The 25,068-nt window shown below is 39.2% G+C and carries 19 protein-coding genes, 1 tRNA gene and 1 pseudogene; all 21 read left to right on the plus strand.

Translation table 11 applies throughout. The annotated features are described in order from the left end of the window. Positions 1 to 256 precede the first annotated feature (256 nt). The 21 genes and pseudogenes from APF76_03210 (at position 257) to APF76_03310 (ending at position 25,025) form a co-directional block, all read left to right on the plus strand. Complete coding sequence (locus APF76_03210; protein ID KUO49531.1) at positions 257 to 958, plus strand: hypothetical protein; 702 nt, start codon at positions 257 to 259, stop codon at positions 956 to 958. Next, positions 939 to 2,300 (plus strand): hypothetical protein, encoded by a 1,362-nt coding sequence (locus APF76_03215; protein KUO49532.1) that lies wholly within the window; start codon positions 939 to 941, stop codon positions 2,298 to 2,300. The genes APF76_03210 and APF76_03215 overlap by 20 nt, the downstream gene beginning before the upstream one ends. Positions 2,301 to 2,331: 31 nt before the next feature. Further along, a complete protein-coding gene (locus tag APF76_03220; GenBank protein KUO49533.1) occupies positions 2,332 to 2,997 on the plus strand; it encodes a serine dehydratase in 666 nt (221 codons plus the stop codon). Between the two features lie 16 nt (positions 2,998 to 3,013). Continuing rightward, positions 3,014 to 3,886 carry a serine dehydratase gene (locus tag APF76_03225; protein ID KUO49534.1) on the plus strand — a complete coding sequence of 291 codons (873 nt, stop codon included), beginning with the start codon at positions 3,014 to 3,016 and terminating at the stop codon, positions 3,884 to 3,886. 5 nt (positions 3,887 to 3,891) lie between these two features. Next, positions 3,892 to 4,557, plus strand: coding sequence for a hypothetical protein (locus APF76_03230; GenBank protein ID KUO49535.1), 666 nt, complete (start codon positions 3,892 to 3,894; stop codon positions 4,555 to 4,557). Between the two features lie 82 nt (positions 4,558 to 4,639). Continuing rightward, the gene (locus APF76_03235) at positions 4,640 to 5,743 is read left to right on the plus strand and encodes a hypothetical protein (GenBank protein KUO49536.1); all 1,104 of its coding nucleotides are present in this window, start codon (positions 4,640 to 4,642) and stop codon (positions 5,741 to 5,743) included. 109 nt (positions 5,744 to 5,852) lie between these two features. Then, entirely contained in the window at positions 5,853 to 6,938 is a 1,086-nt protein-coding gene (locus APF76_03240; protein KUO49537.1) for a hypothetical protein, read from the plus strand. Between the two features lie 253 nt (positions 6,939 to 7,191). Further along, positions 7,192 to 7,803 carry a hypothetical protein gene (locus APF76_03245; protein ID KUO49538.1) on the plus strand — a complete coding sequence of 204 codons (612 nt, stop codon included), beginning with the start codon at positions 7,192 to 7,194 and terminating at the stop codon, positions 7,801 to 7,803. Positions 7,804 to 7,916: 113 nt separating this feature from the next. Further along, positions 7,917 to 9,551, plus strand: a complete 1,635-nt coding sequence (locus tag APF76_03250; GenBank protein KUO49539.1) for a hypothetical protein — start codon at positions 7,917 to 7,919, stop codon at positions 9,549 to 9,551. A 3-nt stretch (positions 9,552 to 9,554) separates the two neighbouring features. Beyond that, positions 9,555 to 10,676 (plus strand): hypothetical protein, encoded by a 1,122-nt coding sequence (locus APF76_03255; GenBank protein KUO49540.1) that lies wholly within the window; start codon positions 9,555 to 9,557, stop codon positions 10,674 to 10,676. 7 nt (positions 10,677 to 10,683) lie between these two features. Then, positions 10,684 to 11,859 carry a hypothetical protein gene (locus APF76_03260; GenBank protein ID KUO49541.1) on the plus strand — a complete coding sequence of 392 codons (1,176 nt, stop codon included), beginning with the start codon at positions 10,684 to 10,686 and terminating at the stop codon, positions 11,857 to 11,859. A 2-nt stretch (positions 11,860 to 11,861) separates the two neighbouring features. Continuing rightward, positions 11,862 to 12,101, plus strand: a complete 240-nt coding sequence (locus APF76_03265; GenBank protein KUO49542.1) for a hypothetical protein — start codon at positions 11,862 to 11,864, stop codon at positions 12,099 to 12,101. A gap of 217 nt (positions 12,102 to 12,318) precedes the next feature. Beyond that, positions 12,319 to 12,394, plus strand: a tRNA-Ala gene (locus tag APF76_03270). Between the two features lie 591 nt (positions 12,395 to 12,985). Then, positions 12,986 to 15,613, plus strand: a pseudogene (locus tag APF76_03275). Positions 15,614 to 15,722: 109 nt separating this feature from the next. Next, a complete protein-coding gene (locus APF76_03280; GenBank protein KUO49543.1) occupies positions 15,723 to 17,297 on the plus strand; it encodes a hypothetical protein in 1,575 nt (524 codons plus the stop codon). A 10-nt stretch (positions 17,298 to 17,307) separates the two neighbouring features. Then, on the plus strand, positions 17,308 to 17,955 hold the full coding sequence (locus APF76_03285) for a hypothetical protein (GenBank protein ID KUO49544.1): 648 nt from the start codon (positions 17,308 to 17,310) through the stop codon (positions 17,953 to 17,955). A gap of 750 nt (positions 17,956 to 18,705) precedes the next feature. Next, the gene (locus tag APF76_03290; GenBank protein KUO49545.1) at positions 18,706 to 20,277 is read left to right on the plus strand and encodes a hypothetical protein; all 1,572 of its coding nucleotides are present in this window, start codon (positions 18,706 to 18,708) and stop codon (positions 20,275 to 20,277) included. A gap of 837 nt (positions 20,278 to 21,114) precedes the next feature. Beyond that, positions 21,115 to 21,789: a hypothetical protein gene (locus tag APF76_03295; GenBank protein ID KUO49546.1), complete on the plus strand. Its 675-nt coding sequence runs from the start codon at positions 21,115 to 21,117 to the stop codon at positions 21,787 to 21,789. A gap of 218 nt (positions 21,790 to 22,007) precedes the next feature. Next, positions 22,008 to 22,334 carry a hypothetical protein gene (locus APF76_03300; GenBank protein ID KUO49547.1) on the plus strand — a complete coding sequence of 109 codons (327 nt, stop codon included), beginning with the start codon at positions 22,008 to 22,010 and terminating at the stop codon, positions 22,332 to 22,334. 504 nt (positions 22,335 to 22,838) lie between these two features. Beyond that, positions 22,839 to 24,302 carry a hypothetical protein gene (locus APF76_03305; GenBank protein ID KUO49548.1) on the plus strand — a complete coding sequence of 488 codons (1,464 nt, stop codon included), beginning with the start codon at positions 22,839 to 22,841 and terminating at the stop codon, positions 24,300 to 24,302. Positions 24,303 to 24,692: 390 nt separating this feature from the next. Beyond that, the gene (locus tag APF76_03310; GenBank protein KUO49581.1) at positions 24,693 to 25,025 is read left to right on the plus strand and encodes a hypothetical protein; all 333 of its coding nucleotides are present in this window, start codon (positions 24,693 to 24,695) and stop codon (positions 25,023 to 25,025) included. The last annotated feature ends 43 nt before the right edge of the window (positions 25,026 to 25,068 follow it).

A 25,068-nucleotide genomic window follows, 5' to 3' on the forward strand; every position in this document is an offset into this window, starting at 1 on the left:
ACTATCAATAGCTTTACACTTACCAGGTTGTCCCAATTTATTTTATCCAAAATATTATATATGCTAAGATCCCCCACTTCAATATAAGGAAAGGGGACACACCTGTGAGCAGAACCAGGAATGTCCCTAATTTGGCTAAATCTGGTGGAGTAGAGTCTCCATCTGATTCCCCGATGTTCAACTTTAGCTGAACGAGTTCACTTTAGCAATAAAATAGTATATAATCCTGATATGAGAGGTAGGGAGATGGATAACAATGGCAAGGCATATCCTTGTAGTTGAAGATGAAAAGAAACTAAATAAGCTTGTAAGTGATTATTTGATTCAAGAAGGCTACAAAGTTACTAGTGTATATAATGGCAAAGGTGCACGACATGTCTTAGATAATCAACCTATCAATTTAATCCTCCTTGATTGGATGCTTCCAGATGAAAGTGGTTTGGATATTTGTAGAGATGTGAGGAGCCAGTCGGGCGTACCCATTATCATGCTTACTGCAAAATGTGATGAATTTGATAAGGTCATGGGATTGGAAATGGGTGCAGATGATTACATGACAAAACCCTTTAGTTTTAGAGAACTGGCTGCTAGGATAAAAGTTGTCCTGCGCAGGTATGGAAATCTAATTGTAGATGATGAGCTTATTAAACATGGCGGCTTAGCTGTAGATTTAAACAAACATTCTGTGATGGTAGATGGAAGACAGGTTAAATTGACACCTACTGAGTTCAAGCTATTAGCTCATTTAGTTCAAAAGCCTGGCAGAGTATACTCTAGACTTCAGTTATTAGAGACTGTTGGAGAAGCCTATGAGGGTTATGAGAGGTCGCTTGATACTCATATGAGCAATTTACGAAAAAAGATTGAGAAAAACCCTAATAAGCCGGGCTATATCATAACAGTATATGGTATTGGATATAAAATGGGGGAGAATATTAGTGAAGACACTAAGAGTTAGAATTATAGCTGGATTAGTAGCAATAGCATTTCTGGTTGCCTTAGCTTTTGCTCTTTTTACCGTTATCAACACAAAGAGGCTGTTTGCAGATTATCTCAATGAGTATAGAATCACAAGACAAGTTCAGTGGGCTAGGGTTTTGGCGGAACACTATTTACAAAGAGGCTCTTGGCAGGGTGTAAATCAAATATTACCAGGTTCCAGGGAAAACGGTAGCATGGGAATGATGAGGGGTAGAAGAGTTACTTCAGGTGAAATGATTGTACTGGCTGGACCTAACGGTGATATACTTGCAGCAACAGATAGATTTGACAGTCAATCATTAAACGGGGATGAACTCCAACAAGCTAGTGCCATTCAGATAGATGAAAAAATTATTGGTTATGTATATCTAAAAGTGGAGTACGAAATTCCTGGACTTGCCACCATGGAGAGCCAGTTTCTTAGATCAGTTTATTATTCTAGCATTGGTGGAGGAATACTGGTTGCAATCATAGCAGCCCTGATTGGAATATCCTTTAGTAATAGATTGATTCACCCACTAAAACAACTCACGGATTCTGCAAAAAAAATAACCAAGGGTGAATGGGAAGTAAAAGTTAATTTGGATCGGGATGATGAAGTAGGAGAACTGGCCCAGGCATTTAATGTTATGACAGAAAAACTGCGAGAAACCGAAATGGCAAGAAAGACACTTGTAGCTGATGTTGCCCATGAATTAAGGAACCCACTTGCCACATTGCGGGCACAGTTGGAAAGCATTCAAGAAGGTGTAACCAAACCAGAGACTCAGGTTATCCTATCATTAAATGATGAAGTTATTCGTCTTAGTAAGCTAGTAAATGATTTACAGGACTTATCATTGGCTGAGGTAGGCAAATTGAGTTTAAATAAAGAAAATGCAAGACTAGATTTATTACTACAAAAAGTAGTAGGTTTATTTGAAGGTTCCATTCAAGATAAGGAAATTGAGCTTTCTATTACAGTTCCGGAACTACCTCAAATTAGTATGGATTCGCAAAGAATGACTCAGGTAATAATTAATCTTCTGGGTAACGCAATCAGACATACTCCATTTGGGCAAAAAATAAGTATCTCAGGGGGAGAAAAGGCTAGAGAAATATATGTAGAGATATTTAATGAAGGGGAGTCTATATCTATCAAAGACCTACCCTATATATTTAATAGATTTTATAGGGCAGATAAGGGAAGAGCCAGAGAACAGGGTGGCTCAGGACTTGGATTGGCAATTACTAAAAGCCTTATCGAAGCCCATGGGGGTACAATTGGAGTACTTAATGATTATAAAGGTGTAAAATTTTTCTTTATACTACCAAAATGAGTTGTTTTGGAATTTGTTGGAGGTGAAATGAATGAGTAGTGTATTTGATATTCTAGGGCCAGTAATGGTAGGACCATCTAGCTCCCACACAGCGGGAGCAGTAAATATAGGCAGAGTTGCAAGGCAGATCCTTGGTAATGAACCTATTAGAGCGGATATTACTCTATATGGGTCTTTTGCGATGACTTACAGGGGACATGGTACTGACAGAGCATTAGTAGCTGGTATTCTTGGAATGACCACCTATGATTCAAGAATAAAAAATGCCCTAGAAATTGCTGAGCAACAAAATGTTAAGATAAATTTTGTATTAGAAGGACAACATCCCTATCATGCAAATACAGCAAAAATCGTTATTTATGGTGGAGATCACAGGGCAGAAATTATAGGAGTATCAATTGGTGGAGGAAGAATTTCTATCAAAGAAATAGATGGTTTTGCAGTAAATCTATCGGGCGAATATCATACTCTTATTTGCTCATATGATGAACAATTGGGTATGGTGGCACAGGTATCTGCTATCCTTGCCTCAGAGAATGTAAATATAGCTTTTATGCGTGTTTCAAGAAATGAAAACAGAGATAGAGCATTGATGATTGTACAAGTGGATCAACCTTTGACAGAAGAAGTGGTTTCCAAACTAAATAAATTAGAGGCTATAGCACATGTAAAATATCTAAGAAAAATAGAATTTTAAGAGGTGGTAAATTAATATGGAAAAGTTTCACTCTTTACAAGAATGGACATCTCTAGCTGATAAACATGGTATTTCTTTAGTAGAAGTAGTTATAAGAGGAGAAGTGTCAGCATCAGGAAAAAGCCAAGAAGAAATAAGGGAAAAAATGTCCAATAACTTGAAGGTGATGCAGAATTCAATAAAAGAGGGGCTTGAAAAAAAGGAAGCTACCATGGGAGGACTTGCAAATAGAGAAGGGGTCAAAATTCTTGATGCCGTTAAAGAAGGAAAAATAGCGGATGATAGAATTTCAAAGGTAACATTTAGGGCCCTTGCAGTTAGTGAATTGAATGCAGCCATGGGATGTATTGTCGCTGCACCTACTGCAGGCTCATGTGGAATTTTGCCAGCAATTTTAACAACAGTAGGAGAAGAAAGAAACAGTAGTTATGACGAATTAGTTGATGCCCTTTTTATTGCCTCTGGTATTGGAACTATCATTGCTGAAAGAGCTACAATTGCAGGAGCTGAAGGAGGCTGCCAGGCCGAATGTGGTTCTGCAGCTAGCATGGCAGCTGGTGCAGTAGTATATTTGCATCAGGGAACTCCAGAACAGATGTTAGATGCAGCAGCGTTGGCGCTAAAAAATTCGCTTGGACTCGTTTGTGATCCTGTCGCTGGATTAGTGGAGGTACCCTGTATCAAAAGAAATGCCTTCCTTGCTGTTCAAGCCTTAGTTGCTGCTGACTTAGCTATTGCTGGAGTAAAAAGTGTTATTCCAGCAGATGAAGTTATTGATGCAATGTCAGAAATCGGTAAAGAAATGTCATCTAAGTATAAAGAAACTGCCCAGGGAGGCCTTGCAAAAACTCCAACTGGCCAAAAAATAGCACAAGAAATTAGGGGATAGGATTTATGAAGATTGATTGGTGGGTAGGAAGAAAGAGGTTTGGTGTTTTTATGTCAGGGCTATTTCTGATCTCATTAGGAGTAGTCTTTATGATTAATGGAGCATTGGGCGTTGCCCCATGGGACGTATTTCATTTGGGGTTAGAGACATATATTCCATTAACACTTGGCCAAACTATGCAGGCAACAGGGTTAGTTCTAATCATTATCAGCTATTTTATGGGCGTAAAACCAAACCTAGGAACACTACTCAACATGATTTTCATAGGTGTATTTTTTGACCTGATAGTCTTTATGGGTTTTACTTTTAGTCCAGAAATCCTAGCCGTGCGAATTCTTTTCTTCCTGGTTGGGTCCTTTATCTATGGATTTGGTTCAGGTATGTATATAAGTGCCAACTGGGGACCCGGCCCAAGGGATAGTTTAATGGTAGCTCTCAACCAGAAAACCGGAATACGTATTGGTTATGTGAGGGGAAGTATAGAAATTACTGTCCTTGGAGTAGGCTTTTTACTTGGTGGTCCTATTGGAATTGGCACAGTTGTATTTTCCATTTTCATTGGGTTTCTAGTTGAATTTGGCCTCTACTGCATGAAAAGATTTTTAGACCTCACAGCACCTATTAGAAGGAGCAAAAAACAGGAAAAAGTTTTAGTACCTAATTCAATTTAAGTATTTTGGGTATCCTATTTTTAGTATTTGTTAAAGACCTTTAGGCTATAAATAGGCTAAGGCACTAAGAAGGGAGTAACTCATGCCTGTACATTTAAATAATGAACAGCTTTTGGAGCTTTTCCTAGCTGTTATTTTTCGGGAAGCTGGCTATATAGCAGGCATTCCAAGAAGATATATAGAAGGAAGAGGTGGAATACATCAAGTATCATTTATTATAGTAGAAAAAAACCTTGTTCCATTTAGCAATGACACAGTATTAATACCTAAATTTATAAATGGAGATTATGATAACCAATGGCAGCAGATAATGTGGCTTTCTGGAGTTGTAAATGACCTTCAGCAGGCTAGACCTAAAAACTATAATCCGTTACCTGATGCAAGTGGTCAAAGTGTTGGTGAATATTTTCATAAAATTTATGGTGGTGTCAGGTCAGATGGTGAATTCTTATCTGTAGAGTATAAAGGTATATTATTGGTCTTTGGAACAAATATTTTTTCTAAGATAAGACAATATGCCAACTCTCAAGGGATTGCAATCATGTGTTTCCCTGAGGTGTACTGTGAAAAACAATTAGATACTTGGATAGATATAACCAAAAAACAACTATATTCATCCTTTGAAAATAGCACTATCAATATTAAAGGCTTATTACACCATACTAGAAAGATTTCTGATTATAGAAAATTGTTGAAAAAAATTCGGCGACAGAATCCGCAGTTATCCCCAGAAGAATATCATGACTTGTTGACTATACTTTATGCTTTGTTAAAAGAACCAAAGCTTCGGCCTTTATTGGATTACCTTAGAAAAATGATAATAGGATCATTAGATTCTCAACCTGTTTTACTAGAAGTAAACAATATTACAAACTCTCAGCTCATAGTAGGAGCGGCAGATTTTTTTAAGGACATTGCTAAAAAATACAAAAACAGAAACCTGCTACTATCCAAAAGATTAGGGTTTAGAGGAGAAGTAGATAGGGAAAACGGTAAAGCTTTGTATCATATAAATCTATATCCAGATGATAATTATCATCCAGTACCAGATAATCTAAAAGACATGCGATTAAAAGCATACGTTTCAGGTGAACAAATAGATTCTATAAGAGAAAAAAAGACCTGTCTTAAAATTATGATTAAAGATGGCTTGATTTTGACTGCGGACATTTTATTAGTTAAATAACAATGCCATTGCTATCTAGTGGGTAAAAGTATAAAATTATAGTGGTTTTCTACATAAAGATCAGTCATATTACATAAATCAGATTTAGAAGTGAAGGGGAGATTGTATCATGAAAGTAGGATTAGTTGGACTACCTACAGTAGGTAAAACTACTTTTTTCAATTTATTAACAAATGCAAAGGTAGAAACAAGTGCTTTTCAAAGTGGCAAGGTTAGTGCTAATTTAAGCCTAGCAAAGGTACCTGATGAAAGAATAGATTTTCTTGCCCAGGTGTACAAACCAAAAAAAATTACCTATGCTCAAATCGAAGTTACAGATGTACCAGGGTTAGTAAGAGGTGCTAGTGAAGGCAAGGGTTCAGGAAATCAATTTCTTAGTACTATAAGCAAGGTTGACTGTCTTGTCCATATTGTTAGGGCATTTGCTGATGACAATATAATCCATTCGGATGGTTCCATAAATATTATCCGAGATATTGAAAACATTAGTACAGAGTTGCTCCTTGCAGACCTGCAGTTAGTAGAAACAAGAATTGATAGAATTGATGCAGGCAAGAAAATCACCAAAGAACTTATGGCAGAAAAGGAAGTCCTGCAAAAGCTGCAGGAATCATTAGAAAATGAAGTTGTAATGGCAAATATTGAACTATCAGAGGCAGAAGAAGAGATATTGAACCATCTTGATTTTTTGACAGATAAAACAGTCATTATTGTAATCAATGTTGATGAAGAACAGCTTAGTGAGGGCTATGAGAATAGGGAAGAAACTATTAAATATTGCAAGGAAAAAAATCTTTCTGTATTGGAAGTCTGTGCCAAGGCAGAGGTAGAGATTAGTGAGCTAGATGAGGGAGATAGAATAGAATTCATGAAAGATCTAAATATAAAAGAACCTGGTATTGACCTCTTAGCGAAAGCTATATACGAAAGATTAGGATTAATATCCTTTTTAACTAGCGGGGAAGATGAAGTAAGGGCTTGGACAATAAAAAGAAACACAACTGCAAAAGTTGCAGCTGGTAAGATACACTCAGATATTGAACGTGGCTTCATTAGAGCTGAGGTAATAAACTATAAGGATTTCAAAGAGTGCGGGACCATGGTCAAGGCAAAGGAACTAGGTAAACTCCGCTTGGAAGGAAAAGAATACATAGTACAGGATGGAGATATGATCAACTTTAGATTTAATGTGTGACCAGCCGGGAACATTTAATCAATAGAAAACGGCACAATTGAGCTCACCAACTCGCTTCGCTCAGACAAGCAAACCATAACGCCTTTTTTGTCTCCATAAATCAATAATTGCACAAACTCATTTTAATGGTTCGCTTCATTATACCGTTTCTTATAAGGGTGTTTATTAAGTGTTTTGTTTTTTCTGGCTTATGACTCCTGAATTCTGTATTCTACATGATTTTTAGTTAAAATTTGAAAAGGGGAGATTTAAAATGTCAACAAAAAAATGGCGGTGCACAGTTTGTAATTATATACATGAGGGAGAAACCCCGCCTGATAAGTGTCCTATCTGTGGTGTAGGTCCTGAAAAATTTGTACTCATTACAGAAGAAACAGTAGATGATGCCAAAAAAAGAGATCTTCAGAAAGTATGCTTTGGTATTTCCTATGGGCTTTTTGTTATTTGTTCTAAAGACGGAGCTAAATTTAATGGTCAAGCTGCTAATAGCCTGTTTCAAATTACAAGTGATCCTATTCAGGTGGTCGTAGGAATTAATAAAAACAACTTGACCCATGAATATATTAAGAAAAGTGGAGTGTTTACAGGAAGCATTTTAAGCCAGGAGAACCATGACCTAGTAAAGCACTTTGGATTTCAATCGGGTAAAGAAGTGGATAAGATGAAAGATGTTAAATATAAGCTAGGAGAAAAAACGGGAGTGCCGTACATTAGGAAGACCTTATCATATTTGGAGTGCGAAGTTGACTGGGAGAAAACAGTAGATGTTGGTACCCATACACTATACGTTGCAAAGGTCATAGGTGCAGAAAGTTTGGAAAAGGGTGAACCAATGACCTATGCTTATTATAGAGCAACCCGATAATATAACATTTTGACAACATCAGAACGTAAAATTAAAGTAATGTTTTTGGAAATATATAGTTTCAATACATAAACACCCCTATTCTAGAAGAAAATAGAATGAGGGGTGTTTTTATGTTTTTTTTCCCATGGCTAAAAAAGCCAAAACTTAAACGAAAATCTAAAGCCAAGGATAAACCTAAAGGTATATCTAAGCAAAAACAAAAGTGCCCAGGAGATGAACCAACCTTTGCAGTTTCTAAGAGGTTGGAAAAAAATTTAGAAGAGATACAGCATAAGCTCGGAAACAGTAATGATATAGTTATTAGAAGCTTTCTCATGGGTAAGGAAAACAATCATAAGGGTGTCCTAGTATATGTTGATGGTCTAGTCGATAAAAACATGGTTCATGAACAAGTATTAAAGCCTTTAATATATTCTACTGACCCAACTGATTTAATAATGCATGGATTTCTCAAGGACGCATTTAAAAAACTAGAGAATACTAGCATATTAGTAGCTGATACAAAGGAAGAAAAGTGTTTAAATAAAGCATTGGAAAGTGTTTTGGAAGGGCAGAGCCTTGTAATTTTAGACAAAGTTCCTAGTGCCTGGATATTAGACACAAGGGGATGGCAGACAAGGGGAATTGAGGAATCTACTGAAAATCCCATTATAAGGGGACCTAAGGAGAGCTTTGTAGAGACATTAAGGCTAAATACAGCCATGATTCGTAGAAGGATACATTCTCCCGATCTTCGAATCGAGACTAGAGTGGTAGGAAAGGTTACAAAGACAGCAGTAACGGTATGTTATATTGAAGGAATTGTAGACCCTAATGTGGTTAAAGAGACCTATAAGAGGTTAAACAAGATTGAAATTGATGGAATTTTGGATACTGGTTACCTTGAAGAATTTATGCAGGATCATCCTTTTACCCCCTTTCCAACTATGGCTCACACAGATAGACCAGATAAGGTAGCTGCTAACCTTCTTGAAGGAAGGGTAGCCATATTAGTTGATGGCAGTCCAGCTGTGTTAACCGCTCCAGCTGTTTTTATGGAGTTTTTACAAGCTTCAGAGGATTACTATGAAAGGTTTGTAGTGTCTACACTATTGCGTTGGATTAGAATATTGTCTTTGTTTATATCCGTTTCCTTACCAGCATTATATATTGGAGTTGTTGGTTATCATGTTGAAATGTTACCACCTGCGCTAATGATTAGTATAGCGGCTGGTAGGGGTGGCACACCATTTCCTGTGGTTCTTGAAGCCATAGTGATGGGCGTGTCCTTTGAGATACTCAGAGAAGCAGGATTGAGGCTACCAAAACAGGTTGGTCAAGCTGTAAGCATTGTAGGGGTTCTTGTAATTGGGCAAGCTGCTGTAGAAGCGGGGGTAATATCACCCATAATGGTAATTATTACCGCTCTTACTGCCATAGCTTCTTTTTCCATTCCCAATTACAGCTTTGCTTCTGCCTTTATCCCCTTACGTCTTATTCTGCTTTTTATGGCATCTATTTTGGGAGTCTTCGGTATAATGGTAGGATTGATTTCAATAGTAGTCAATACTGTGAGCTTACGCAGCTTTGGTGTCCCATATCTTGCTCCTATTACACCTGCAAGGTTTGCAGGAATTAAAGATACCCTAGTACGAGTTCCTTGGTGGCTTATGCGTCGAAGACCTATTAGGTTGACAGACAATGAAATTCGTCAGCCTAAAGGACAGATGCCAAAGGAAAAAAAAGGAAAACCTCAAGGAGGTTAAGCTGTGCAAGAAAAGATTTCTAAGGGGCAGTTTTCTAAACTGGTTACTCTTATAATAATTTCAACTGTTTTTTTAACATTACCAAGAAGACTAGCTTTAGTTGCCCAGTGGGATAGCCCAATTTCATTAGTTCTAGGCTATGGAGCTGCCTGGTTTCTTGGTGTAATAGTAATATGGTTAAGTTTAAAACATCCAAATGACACATTTATAGAGTACAGCAAAAAAATCCTAGGACCTTATCTTGGTAGTTTATTTGGAATCATGGTATTCCTAGTAATTATGAATCTAAATATCTTAACAATAAGATTAGCAGGAGCTACATATATTGCAGCTGGATATACACAGACCCCCATAATTGTATTTGCAGGAGCAACTGTTTTACTGTCTGTTTGGATTTTAAAAGAAGGAATAGAGGTTCTTGCTAGAGTTGCAGAGTTTTTCTATTTTCCACTAATCTTATCCATTGCTATATTACCCCTAACTGTAATAGATAAATTAAGTTTGGATAACCTGTTTCCATTACTTGCATTTGGTCTTGAACCTGTACTTAGTGGTGCAATGCTGGCTTTTTCTATTGGTATAGAGCATGTTTTTCTTGTGGGTTTGTTAATTTCTAAAATTCAAAACCTGGACAAGAAGGTGTATCATCAACACTTATACGGTGTAGTTATAGGTGCCTTTATTATTTTGCTGATGGTAGCTTCTACAATCGGTGTTTTTGGGGTAGCTGATATACAAAGATTTTATCTGCCTCCCTATCAATTGGCTAAAGTGGTTGAGATAGGTGCCTTTATTAACGGCATAGAGATTATTCTATTAGGAATATGGACTATTGCTAGTCTATTAGAAGTTACAATATTTTTATACATAAGTGTACATATTTTGAGCCAATTAATATATGTAAGCTATAGGGATATTATAGTTCCATTGGCTTATCTATTCTTGTCTATGGCTATGGCACCAATGGATAATCATCAAGTGGAAAGTGAGTTTACTATTGTGGGTCAATTTGGTATTCTTCCAGTAGCTCTTTTGCTTGTAGCTTTTCTAGTTCCAGCCCAATTATTCTATCAGTGGAAGACAAAGCAAAAGTTAGGAGGCGATTCTAATAAAGAAGCAAAGTAGTGTATTATTGTTTGGGGTAGTACTAGCTTTACTTATGATAGCATCAATAATCATGGTAAGTTGCTGGGATATTGAAGAAATAGAAGATCTAGCATTAATTTCAAATATAGCTTTTGATGTGGGGGAATTTAAAGAATACAAAATGACTGTGCAAATACTGCTACCTGAGGCTTTAGGTGGTGCTGGTAAAAGTGATGGGGGTAGTGGCGAAAGCCCCGTTTTTGTGATTAACGCTGAAGGTCAAACTGCCTTTGAAGCAAATCGAAAACTTCGAGAGTATCTTCCTAAAAGACCTTTTTATGGGAATACCATGTCTGCAATTATAGGTGAGGATTTGGCTCGACAAGGAGTAATGCCTGTATTAAATATACTAGAAACTGATCACGAGTTTAGACGTAGCACGCAACTATTTCTGGCAACTGGACAAGGGGGAAAAGTGCTAGAGGCCAAAATCAGAGTTATGGCAAACCCTGGGGATATTCCAATGGGCTTTGTTCAGACATTACCTGGCATTTCAACAACAGTAACCCAAAATGCAGGGGACTTTATAAGCCAGGCTGTTGGTAATACCATGGAGCCTGTAATGCCTGTTATCAGAGTTATTGAAGCAGACCCTGAAATAGGAGAGAACCCTGAAGTTAGGGTAGCTGGAACAGCTGCTTTTAAAAAAGATAAATTAGTAGGGTTTTTAGACGAAAAGGAAAGCGGGGGACTATTATGGGTTTTAGGTAGAGTCGATGGAGTTATAAGCTTTCAGGCTGCTAAAACAAATGAAAGTGTTACCATTGAATTAACAAGAAGTTCCAGTAGCATTGAGGCCCTAATAGATGAGTCAGGTAATCTTTCTGTAAATATTAACATAAGGACTGAAGGGAACCTGGCTGACCAAACTGGCTTTGCTGACTTGGCTGATCCAAAAATTCGCCGTAGTATTGAAAGGAGATTAGCAGAAACAATTCGTCAGGAAATAAAAAGTACTTTAAATAAAGCACAAAAAGAGTTGAAAACTGATGTATTTGGTTTTGGGGAAGTATTTTTCCGAACTTATCCTAGGCTATGGAGTGACACACTAGAGCCTCAGTGGGATGATATATACCCGTATATTCCGGTTAACATATATGTTGAGGCACATGTTAGACGAACAAACCTTACCATAGAAGCTCCTGTAGTTGGAGGGAACTAACAATGCCTCACCTACTCATAATAATGTTGATAATATCAGTATTGGTTATAGCTTTTATTGAATTACCAAGATTATTAAAGGAAAAGAAGATAAGGGAAATCCTGGTATTTTGTGTGCTACTATCCGCTGGCTTTACCCATGCCCTTATACAAACAATGGGCATTGAAGTGTCAAGTAATGTAGAGGTTACATTTAAAATAGTGGGCTTAATAAAGGAATGGATAGGTTTGTTAATACAATAGAGCTAAGTAATGTGCCCAATTCTGGCAATTTCTAGAGTAACAGGGTACTTGTCTTGAAATTCGCCATATGTTATAATGTTTTTTGTCAGTCGAACATAATAGACTGCAAGAAATTGAATAAATAGTGGGGGTATAGCGCAGCTGGGAGGACTATTGCGTTGGAAATACTACCATTGAAAAGTTAATTGAAATTGCATATAATAGAAGTGCATAACTTGGGGCATTAGCTCAGCTGGGAGAGTACTAGACTGGCAGTCTAGGGGTCATGGGTTCGAGTCCCATATGCTCCACCATAATTTGTCTGAAAACCCGTATCATTGCGGGTTTTAATGTATCTATAAGAGATTTCCATTGTATAATTTGTAGTTTTTGCAAAACCGCATTAAAAAAAGGGCAATTAAGCCCTGATTGCTACCAGCAGTTTTTCCGTGCCAACCATATTGATGGCTCGTTTCAAATTATAAGCAAGAAAACTAAGCCCCAGCTCAGCTGTGGCTTTTTCAATACCCTTGCGTGACAGTCTGACCAAAATCGACAAACCAAAGTCACTCAGGAGATTGAGTGCTTTTTGCAATTTTAAAACCTTTTTTTACAAAAGCAGGAATTAGCTTGAATATTATTGAAAGATAGAGGTATATGGGTTATTAGGAGATAAAATAGCATGAATCCCGGAAAAAATAAATATGGTTTGCGGGGGAGAATGGTTGAACGCTTTTTACCCTCGCAAATAGGACCTTAGATAACGAAGTTTAGCGACAGGCGATATGACCTTCTATTTGAAACCGGAATTTTTAAAGAATGTGATCTTGCGGGTAAGAGTTAGTGCAGAAAATTTGGGTATAAAGAATGGAGAGATACGAGTGGTTAAACAGAAGAATGCTGATATGCAAAAAGAGATCTGCTCACACGATGAACAATACGAAACTGATCAAGAGAAAACTCCAGAGGAGGACATTTTTCCAATCATCGGGATTGGTGCTTCTGCTGGGGGCTTAGAAGCCTTAGAACTTTTCCTTGGGAATGTGCCGGAAAAAAGTGGGATGGCTTTTGTTGTGGTTCAGCATCTGGATCCAACGCGAGAGGGCATCATGGTGGAACTGCTTAAGCGTGCAACAATCATGCCCGTCTTTCAGGTACAAGAGCACACTATCGTTCAGCCCGACTGCGTATATCTTATCCCACCAAACAAGGAAATGTCCATCTTCCACGGAGTGTTACACCTTTTCGATCCCGCAGCACCTCGCGGTCTCCGTCTGCCAATTGATTTCTTTTTTCGCTCTCTAGCCGATGACCGTCTAGAACGGAGCATTGGAGTGATCCTCTCTGGCATGGGAACCGATGGTACGCTAGGTCTAAAGGCCATTAAAGAAAGAAACGGAGTGGTCCTTGCACAGGATCCGGCTTCGGCGAAATTCAATGGTATGCCAAAAAGCGCTATCGGCACCGGTCTGGTTGACATCGTAGCCCTAGTGGAGGAGCTACCGTTAAAGATTATTGCCCACCTTAAGCACAAACCACTAATCTTCGACTGGTCTGAACCCATGGCAGATAAAGAAGATAGTGCCTTTGAAAAGATAGTTATTCTACTGCGTTCACAGACGGGCCACGATTTTTCTCTTTACAAGAAGACCACAATTTACCGGCGCACCGAACGGCGCATGGGCATCCACCAGATTGACAAGCTACCAACCTATATCCGCTTGCTACAGGAGAGTCCTCAGGAACTGGAGTTGCTTTTCAAGGAACTATTGATCGGTGTGACTAGTTTTTTCCGCGATCCAGGGGCATGGGAGCAGTTGAAAGATCAGGTATTTCCAGAGCTTCTTAGAGGGCGCTCGCCGCATCAGCCGCTACGAGCCTGGGTTCCCGGCTGCTCCACAGGGGAGGAAGCTTATTCCCTGGCCATTATTTTCAAAGAGGTACTGGAGCATTTCAAACCTACTACAGATATCTCCTTTCAGATATTTGCCACTGACCTGGACCGTGACGCCATTGAAAAAGCCCGTCAAGGTTTTTATACATCCAACATTGAGGCAGATGTTTCTTCGGAAAGGTTAAGCCGCTTTTTCATCCAGGAAGAAGACGGTTACCGCGTAGCTCAAAATATTCGCGAGATGGTTGTTTTTGCTCCTCATAATATCATCATGGATCCACCCTTCACCAAACTGGATATCTTGAGCTGCCGCAACCTACTCATCTACCTGACCTCCAAGCTGCAAAAAAGGCTCATGGCACTTTTTCACTACAGCTTAAATCCAGGCGGTATACTATTTCTGGGTAGTGCGGAAACTACCGGTAGCTTTTCTGACCATTTCGTGCTACTAGATGGTAAAGGGCGATTCTACCGGCGGTTAGAGTTCAGCCCGCGCACGGAGTTGTTCGAATTTCCTTCTTCACGCTATCCTGTATTGCCTGGTGCGCTGAAAATGGCTGTCACTCATCCTCATGCACAAAAGCATAACCCGAATCTAGAGGAAATAGCGAAGCAGTTGATCCTGCAACGGTATGCTCCGGCAGCCGTGCTGGTTAATGACAAGGGAGATATTCTTTATACTATTGGGCGAACGGGCAAGTATCTGGAACTGCCAGCCGGCAAGGCTAACTGGAATATTTTTGCTATGGCCCAAGCAGGGCTGCGCTACAAGCTAAGCAATGCTTTCCAGAAAGCGTTCCGCCAAAATAGCACGGTAACCTTGAAAAACTTAAAGATAGATACTGATAACGGGAGAAATACAGCAGATGTCACCATTGAGCCGCTTCCAGAGACGGAGAGGCAGCAGCGCCTGGTCATGATTGTATTTACAGAAATCAGAGTGCCCTCCATGATGAAAGTACCAGGTAGGGCTAAACGGGCACCTGCCCATAGAAACCGTGTGGCGGAATTGGAATTAGAACTGGCACAAGCCAGTCAGGAACTGCAGACCTTTCATCAAGAGATGCAGACTTCCCAGGAAGAACTTTTATCCGCCTACGAGGAACTGCAGTCCACTAATGAGGAACTACAATCCACAAACGAGGAAACAACCTCGTCTAAAGAAGAACAGCAGTCCTTAAACGAAGAATTGCAGACGGTTAATTACGAGCTACTAACAAAGGTAGAAGAGCTATCCCAGGTAAATAGTGACATGAAAAACCTGCTTGAAAGTACTGATATCGCTACTTTATTCCTAGATAACAAGCTCCGCGTGCGGCGTTTTACCGCTCAGACGGCCAAGATCATCAAGCTGATTCCAAGCGACGTGGGACGGCCAATCACGGATATTACCTCTGATCTGTCTTACCCGGAATTGGCTGCAGATGGTAATGAAGTACTGCGGACACTTATATTTAAGGAAAAGTCGGTCACCGCCGACAACGGGCGCTGGTTTAGGGTGCGTAGTATGCCCTACCGCACGATTGAAGACAAAATTGACGGTTTGGTGATTACCTTTACAGATATAACCGTTTTAAAGACGCTTGAGGCTGTTCTTATGCGGACCCAGATCGATTTGGAGAGACGTATTGCTAAAAAAGATATAGAAATGAACGAGACCGGGAAGAAAATGCAGAATGAAATAGCGAGTTGTCAGGAAGAAAATATAGATAAAACTCCGACATCTGAAAAAGATGGGAGTGATTAGTATGAGCAAGAATAATAATGAGTTACGCAGCCGAGCAGAGGGACGATTGAAAAAAAATAAGCCAAAAGAAGGCATTCCTGTGACTCGGGCAGAATTGCAACGACTTGTTCATGAACTTGAAGTCCATCAAATTGAGCTGGAGCTACAAAACGAGGAATTGCAGCAGGCACACTCTGACTTGGATGCACATCTCAGTCAGTACACTGACCTCTACGACTTTGCTCCCGTGGGCTACTTCACCTTGGCGCGTGACGGGACGATCCTCCAAACCAACCTAACAGGGTCACACCTTTTGGGGATAGAACGTTCTAGATTGACAAACCGACCACTCGGTTTATTCATTGCTTCAGAGTATGGTCCCATTTTCAACGCTTTCCTGGGAAAAGTATTTACGGGCGGAACCAAAGAGAGCTGCGAGGTGGCAATCCACAAAGCAGGAATGGACCTACTTTATGTGCACATTGAAGCCAGGCCCTATGAAAACGGACAACAGTGCCGCATTGCAGTAGTTGACATCAGCCAGCGCAAACAGGCGGAGGAAGGACTGCGGGATAGCAATAAAAGGTATAAAGATTTAGTGGAGCAGACCAGCGACTGGGTTTGGGAGATAGATACAGAGATCAAATATATTTACACTAACCCCAGGATATTTGAAATAATTGGCTATGGCTCTGCTGTAGAAATTATTGGAAAGACACTCTTTGATGTTATGAATCCCGAGGAATCTGGAAGATCTAAACTGTTTTTTGAAGATATAATACAAGGGCAAAAGAGTTTTGCTTTATTTGAAAATACCATGTTGAATGTAGAGGGGCACCCTGTCTTTTTTGAAACAAGTGGGATACCATTTTTTGATGAGCAAGGTTGTTTACAAGGCTACCGTGGTATTTCCAGGGATGTAACAGCAAGAAAGGAAGCCGAAGCGGAAGCAGTTCGCGTCGAAGCGCTTCAATCTATTGAAAATGAAAGGATGCGCTTGGCTAGAGAATTGCATGATGAAGTAGGCATGATCCTCTGTGCCATTAAGCTGGACCTGCAGTTGGTCTGCTCGGTGATTTCTGAGGCAGATATAAAGCTTCAAGAAAGGTTGCAGGAAAGTATAAATAAAGTAAATGATTCAATAGTAAAAGTCCGCCATAAATCAGCTTATTTACGACCCCCTGCGCTGGACGTTCTTGGTCTAATTGTTGTGTTAAAAGACATGGTAGAGGAAATGAATCAGAAAACGAGCATGAATACCCAGTTGAAGGTTGGTCCTGAGGTGCCAGAATTTAGTCCAGAAGTAGCAAATACCCTTTACCGCTGTATTCAGGAATCTTTAACCAATGCGGCCAATCATGCTTCTGCCAGCAATTTGACTATAGACCTTACCTGGAATTCAAAGACGGTCACCTGCAGGATTCGAGATGATGGTATCGGCTTTGATATAAATGCTTTTAACGACTACTCCTCTAACCATCTTGGCTTGCTGGGTATGAAAGAACGTGTTTTTTTGTTAAAAGGAACAATCGAAATAAAATCTTCTCCCGGTCAAGGGACCTATATTAGAATAATTATACCAATCTGTAAAAAGTGAGGCGTTCGCTATGCGTGTTCTATTAGTAGATGACCATGCAATTTTCCGACAGGGACTGCGTGCTTTATTAGAAACTGATGATAGTATTGCAGAGGTTGTTGGTGAGGCGGAAGATGGGCTTGAAGCAGTAACTCTCACAGGAGAAATGGCCCCCGATGTAGTTATTATGGATATCTACATGCCGAAGCTCAGCGGATTGCAAGCAACTAAACAGATACGAGAACGTTTTCCAAACACTAAGGTAATTATCCTTTCTAGTTATGCGGATAAAGTGTATGTAAAGGAAGCTTTAAAGTTTGGTGCATTGGGGTTCGTGATTAAAGATGCTGTATTTCAAGAGCTCAAAGTAGCACTAAATGCTGTAAAAAATGACAAAATATATCTGAGTCCCGGGTTACTGGAGCCTATCGTGACCCATTACATTGACTCACCTCCTGTGAGTAAGGATTTAATAGTATACAATAAGCTTACAACAAGGGAACGGGAAATATTTAAACTTTTTATTCATAAATGTAGCCGTAAGGAAATCGCTGAGAGATTACAAGTAAGCCCAAAAACAATTGACACGCACCGCTTTAATCTTCTGCAAAAATTAAATCTCAACAACGAGACAGAAATGATTGAATTTGCCAAAAAGCTTAAACAGGATAGGTCCTAAAATAAAGCTTTCTCCATAAGTACACTAAACAATCCTTATCGTGTGACAAGGATTGTTTTTATTTACTTACTTATCAGTATTGTGCTGATAGACTTCTCAGAAATTATGCATATACAATAGATTTAATATTCAAACTAATTACAGTTTCATTGTCAGTAAACTCGTTCAGCCAAAGCTGAACATCGGAGAATCAGATGGAGACTCTACTCCACCTGATAAAGACTCCACTTATAGAAGTGGGGGTCTTGACCCATATAAAATATTTTGGATAAACTAACCACCCCATAAGAAGAGCAATGTATAAAAAAGACTGAATGTAGGAGGTGAATAATTATTTTACGTTTAACCGGTCTCCTTATTATCTCGGCGCTGGTGCTGCCAGTTCTAAGTTTCATACTACCAACTTTTGCTATGGTGGGATTCGGCAGAGCGCTACTTGCGGCGGTCGTTATCACCTTTTTTAGCTACGTCGTGGAGGCCACTATGGGTAAGGAAATATCCCCTCCAGAGCAGAGGCATAGGTGGGGTTATTGTGGCTATAATCTTTATTCAAAAAACCAAAAGATTAGTGATTGAGGTACAGAAATGAAAAACACACTTCCGAGAAATATAGTTACCACCCATAAGTATAGCTAAAAGAAATATGAAGATGAATGCAGGTCAAGAGAGACTGCAGGATGAAATAGCGGGATTATAGCGGAAAAAAATACAGATAAAAACCTGAAATCTAAAAACACGGGAGTGGCGAGCATGAGTAAGATTAATAACAAGTTGTCCGGCGAGTTGCGGAGCCGGGCAAATGGGTTGCTGAAAAAAAGCAAGCCAAAAGAAGGCTATCCTGTGACGCGGGAAGAACTGCAACGGCTTGTTCATGAACTTGAGGTCCATCAAATCGAGCTGGAGCTGCAAAACGAGGAACTGCAGCAGGTACGCTTAGAACTGGATGCACATCTCAGTCAGTACACAGAACTCTACGACTTTGCTCCAGTAGGATACTTCACCTTGGAACGCGACGGGACGATCATCAAAGCAAATTTGACAGGTTCACACCTGCTGGGGATAGATCGTTCCAGATTGGTAAACAGTCCATTCAGTATATTCATTGCTGTCGAGTACCGCCTCATTTTCAACACTTTCCTGGAAAAAGTATTTATGAGTGGAGCCAAAGATAACTGCGAGGTGGCAATCCTCAAAACAGGAATGGAACCATTCTATGTGCACATTCAAGCCATGGCTGTTGAAAACAGGCACCAGTACCGCATTGCAGTTGTAGACATCAACGAGCGTAAGCAGATGGAAAACAATCTAAGATTCATCAGCTTTCACGATGGGCTTACAAATCTTTATAATAGAACTTATCTGGAAGCAGAGATGGATAGGTTAAATACAGTAAGACAGTTGCCTATCAGCATCATCATGGCAGATTTAAACTGTCTTAAGCTAGTAAATGATACCTATGGGCACAGTACAGGAGATGATATGCTAAAATGTATTGCTGATATTTTACGGAAATCATGTCGAGAAGAGGATATTATTTCTCGATGGGCTGGTGATGAGTTTGTTATTCTTTTACCGCAAACTACAGAAAATGAAGTAAATACTATGTGCGAAAGAATAAACAATAAATGTTGTAAAGCTTATATAAAAGATGTTCCTATATCAATAGCTTTAGGTGTAGCTACAAAAAATAATGCAGATAAACCTCTTCCAGAAATATTGAAAGAAGCCGAAGACGATATGTACAAGCATAAGTCTGCAGAAAGCAGGAACACAAGGAATGCTGTGCTAAATGCTATGCTTAAAACCCTTGCGGCTAAGAGCTTTGAGACTGAGGAGCATACTGTGCATATGTTAGCTGTTGCCCACAAAATTGGCGAGAAGATTAATCTTTCTGAGCATGATTTTAGCAAATTAAACTTGCTGGTTAACTTGCATGATATCGGAAAAATCAATATTCCTGAAGAAATCCTGACAAAAAATGAAACCTTAACTGCAGATGAGTGGGAGATAATTAAAAAGCATCCGGAAACAGGATTTAGGATTACACAGGCTACTGAAGAATTTGCTCATGTTGCCAATAACATTTTATGTCACCATGAACGCTGGGATGGTTCAGGTTATCCGCAAGGATTAAATAAAAAAGAAATACCCTTATTGGCTAGGATAATAGCTATTGCTGATGCTTACGAGGTAATGTCTAACGGGAGGGCCTATAGGAAACCTATATCCCAAAAAGAAATTATTAATGAATTTAAAAGATGTTCAGGAACTCAATTTGACCCTGACTTAATAGAAGTGTTTTTAGAAATATTAAGAAACTAACTTTGTAGTATCTATGAGTACTGTGCTGATACACTTCTCAGAAACTATTAGAATATAATTAAAAATATTTTGACTAGTATGCGTGAAATGTCAGCAAATTGATTATAAATATAACTATTGATGGAAAGTAATAGCAATTGAAAGTCATGAAACAATAAACATAAGTTTACCAAATATGAATTTATACAAGGAGGAAATGCAGGTCATGGCAGATTTAAAAGTTGAATTAGAAAACAAAAAAAAGGAACTAGACACATTGGTAGAAAAAAAACAAGATCTTTTAGATCCTGAAGTATATATAAAGAGTTGTGAATTGGACAAGTTAGTTGTAAAGGTAATGCGTGGCTGGAAACGAGATTTTTGTGGTTCTTAGTAGAAATGATCGGTTTCTTGTCTTTTACAACAACGGGAGAGACCAAGATCACCGACCTTGCAGAGGCGACTCCTGTTAGTCTTCATTCAATTGCTTATAATTAGCATGTTAATGGTTAGGTCCAGTTTCATATAGAAATAAGTTCTGGGGGCTTGGATAATTATATTCAGGTCCACTTTTGTACCAATAGTGTGGCTCTCATTGTTGCAGATTTGTTTTTACTTACTTATTTATGAGCACTATGCTGATATACATCTAAGAAGCGTCTGGTATAAAATGGAATTAAAATTAAATTAAATTTTCTTACATTTTATCGTCGTTACAGATTGACTTCTGCACAAACTTGAAATCGATTACCTTCAACCGTCCATTTGCCTAATACTAAATAGAATTCTAAGCATTCTTTCAAAAAACATAAGCAGTAAAGCTTTATAAAAATCATTGAAGTGAAGGAGAGGATTAACGTGTTCTTATATAAACTTGGCAAACCGTTACCTCTTTTCATATTATCAATTTGTATCTTGTTATTAATCCTCTGGGGTTATCAGTCTTGGCAGTCGCAGAATCACGTATATTCCCAGGACATAGAGATGGTTGATCCTATATACTCCCAGGAACAAAAAATTGAGGGAGTAGAAAGCTGTTTAAAACTCCCTGATATAGATTTTGATTCTTTGCAAAGGGGGCTGGTATTAAATCTTCTTGGAAAAAGCTTTGCTGAGATAAAGGGAGTGCTGGGGGAGCCACATGAACAGGGGTACAGCAATTTGTATGGGCCACACAACTATGTGCTCTTTAACTTTAAAAACGGCCCCATTCTATTTAGTTCGCCGGAGAATATGAAGAAAAAATTAGCAGTCAGCATCATTCTAGGAGGAGAGCAAGAAATTTTGGGTGCAAGAGTGGGAATGACTTTCCTGGAAATAAAAAATATTTTAAGTATACCCGATTTCGGACCTGAACCTGGTCCAGACAATTTATGGTATATTACTTATTTTTATGGGGGGATGACAAACCAAATCCCAGAGGTCTTTTTAAGTTTTACTGCTGATGCGGTTAATAGTCCCACTCATGAAGCTTTTCTTAAATGGGAGCCTATGGGTAATTGGGATGCAGAAGTAACCCTTCTAAGAAACTAATATAAATATGATTGAAACATATTATGTGAAATTTAGTAACAGGGGTGATAAGTATGTTTAGAATTATTGGAATAGTGGTCGTAATCTACATTATTTACCTAGTTGTTAGTAGAATTCTTTAAAAAGACTTTTATTCTTTGAACTAAGGTTCATCCACGGCATAATTGATCTATGAATGTGAATTTAGGTACAAGGAAAACATATGGAGGTGAATAACCATTTTACGTTTAATCGTTCGCCTTATTATCTCGGCACTAGTGCTGCCAGTCTTTAGCTTCATACTACCAGGCTTTGCTATGGTGGGCTTTGGCACAGCGCTACTGGCAGCGGTTGTTATCACTATTTTGGGCTACGTCGTGGAAGCTATTATAGGTAAAGAAATATCCCCCCAGAGCAGAGGAGTCGTTGGGTTCATTGTGGCTGCAATCGTTATTTACGGGGCTCAGTTTTTTGTTACTGCCATGACTGTTTCTATCCTTGGCGCCGGCATAGCAGCCAGCTTTATAGGTATTGTGGATGCTCTTGTGCCAACGGAACTTCTCTAGGATTGTTCCTTTTATCCTGAACTCGACATAGTCAACAGCTTGTAGTTTTTAAATATGAATGGAGGAATGTAATAATGAGTGATGAGATCGATAGAAAACCCGATGAAGAAGGTTTTGCGTGGGGCAAGGAAAAGGATATTGTCGCCCCAATCCAAGAAGGTGAGTCTGAGGAGCTCTTTAATGAGTCGCCCGTCAATACTGGACTGAGGGTCACAATCAAAAGATAAACCTGCCCATGACATCAGTATAAAGTTTTGGAGTGGACTGCATAGTTATCTCTGATGATTACCTGGAGCATTCCACTAAGATTTATTTTATGAAGAGAGAACTCATTAGAAGCAGCTCTGTGCTTTAGGAGTTAAGAAAAAGATAACATGAAAAAATCAAAAGGAGATTTGATAGTTATGAAAACATATAATAAAAAACTATTTATATCCATACTAATACCGTTACTTTTAATAATGACAATACCGTTAGCAGCAGGACAGAAAGACCCTGTGGAGCTTGGAACAGCCTCCAGTTTTAGCCGTTTTAGCTGGATCGACAATTACCAATACGGGAACGAGCGAAATTACAGGAGATGTTGGACTGCATCCAGGGACTGAGTTTACGGGGCAGGGAACCGCGACAGTATATGGGACGGTATACATGACTGATGCAGTTGCACTTCAAGCCAAAATTGACCTGGCAACCGCGTACAACGACACCGTGGGAAGAGCAACAGATGAAACTATTTCCGCTGACCTTGGTGGAAGAACCTTGACTCCCGGCGTTTACACATCTACTTCCAGTATGGCAATAACGGGCACTCTCACGTTAGATGCCCAGAACGACCCCAATGCTGTCTTCATATTTAAGGTCGGATCCACACTCACCACAGCATCGGCCAGCGAGGTTAAACTCATTAACGGTGCTCAGTCCTGCCTAATCTTTTGGCAGATGGGAAGTTCCGCAACCTTAGGAACAGATTCTGATTTTGCGGGAAGCATCTTAGCGTCAGAATCTATCACAGCCACTACCGGTGCGAAGATCCAAGGACAGTTGCTGGCACTAACTGGTGCGGTCACGCTAGATAGCAATATCATTACAAATATTTGTGTGACTACACCTGCCCAACCAATAAAAATAACCAAAACCGTTGACTCTGATGAGGCTTATGCAGGTGATACAGTAACCTACAACTATTTAGTTGAAAACAATGGTGACATGGAGCTCAGGATAGAGCTTGAAGATAACAAACTGGGCATGATTGTTGAGTTCGATGATGAGATAGTAATTGCAGCTGGAGAAAACGAAACGTTTACTGCAACTTATACTGCTCAATCTGATGATATTGGCACAACTATCGTAAATATTGCTGTTGTCAAAGGATGGTTTAATGAAGACCTAGAAGCCTATGTTTCTGCCATGGACGATGCATCAATAAGCGTGGTTCGTCGTTCATCAGGCGGTGGCGGCGGTGGAACCACCAGCAACCCTCAAATAAGTATTATCAAGACTGCCAGTCTTAATAGTGCTAAAGTGGGTGATGAGATAATTTATACCTTTACTGTCAGGAATACTGGAAACGTTTCTTTGTTATATGTAAAGGTAGAAGATAATAAATTAGGATTAATAAGTATGGGTTCGAGTACTCTAGATGTAGATGAACAGGCAACCGGCACTAAATCCTATGTGGTTCAATCTCAGGATGAAGGAACTACCATAGTCAATATTGCCACTGCATCTGGAACATATGGAACAAGTACTGTATTGGACACTAGTAATGCTAGCGTTGTTGTTGTAGCAGAAGAGATAGAAGTTACACCTACACCTACACCTACACCTACACCTCCTATAGAAACTGAGCCAGAACCTGAGCTACCCAAAACAGGTGGGGCTGGTCTGCTGCTGGCAATTAGTGGAGTTGCTATCGCCCTGACTGGTGGCATGTTTCTTAAAGGCTATGGCAGGAGAGAAGAAGACTAAAGTTTAATTTGAGAAAAAACAAGTCAAGCTCAGCAAAAATGGGCTTGACTATCTATAGCACTAAATTTTACAATATGCAACGCTTGCTGAAATAATCATAATTTAGAGTAGAGAAAGCGATGATGAAACATGATTAGGACGATTGCGATAATTCTCATAATTTTATGGCTTCTAGGAATAGTTAGTTCGAATACTATGGGAGGGTTTATCCATATCCTTCTCGTAATTGCTATTGTTGTAATTTTGCTAAATATCATTGGTGGCAGGCGTTAATAAGTATAATTGAATCCCACTTAAAAGCTTAAATTTTGTAACAGCTTATGGTTTTTAAAAAGATGGAGGAATGTAATAATGACAGAACAAATTGTTAAACAACTAGATAATGTAATAATAACTGAAGAAATCGTTAGAAAACCAGATGAGGAAAGGTTTAAAGCAAGAAGAGTAGTTTACTATATTGTAGGTGTTTTAGAGACTTTGCTTGCGTTTCGTTTGGTATTTAAAATTTTGGGGGCGAATCCAGATAGTGGTTTCGTATCTTTCATTTATTCAATATCACAGGTGTTTTTAATTCCGTTTAGCACTATTTTTAGGTCTGCAGCAACTGAGGGGATTGAAACACAGGCAGTTTTAGAGCCTAGTACAATTATAGCAATGATTGTTTATGCTGTGATTGCTTGGGGGATTGTTAAATTATTTATTGTTGTGAGAGAACATGACTAGGATCATAGCAAACTCATTGGCAAGAAATATTTCTCGTGATGAA

Origin of the sequence: Desulfitibacter sp. BRH_c19 (genome assembly GCA_001515945.1) — a bacterium.
GTDB lineage: Bacteria > Bacillota > DSM-16504 > Desulfitibacterales > Desulfitibacteraceae > Desulfitibacter.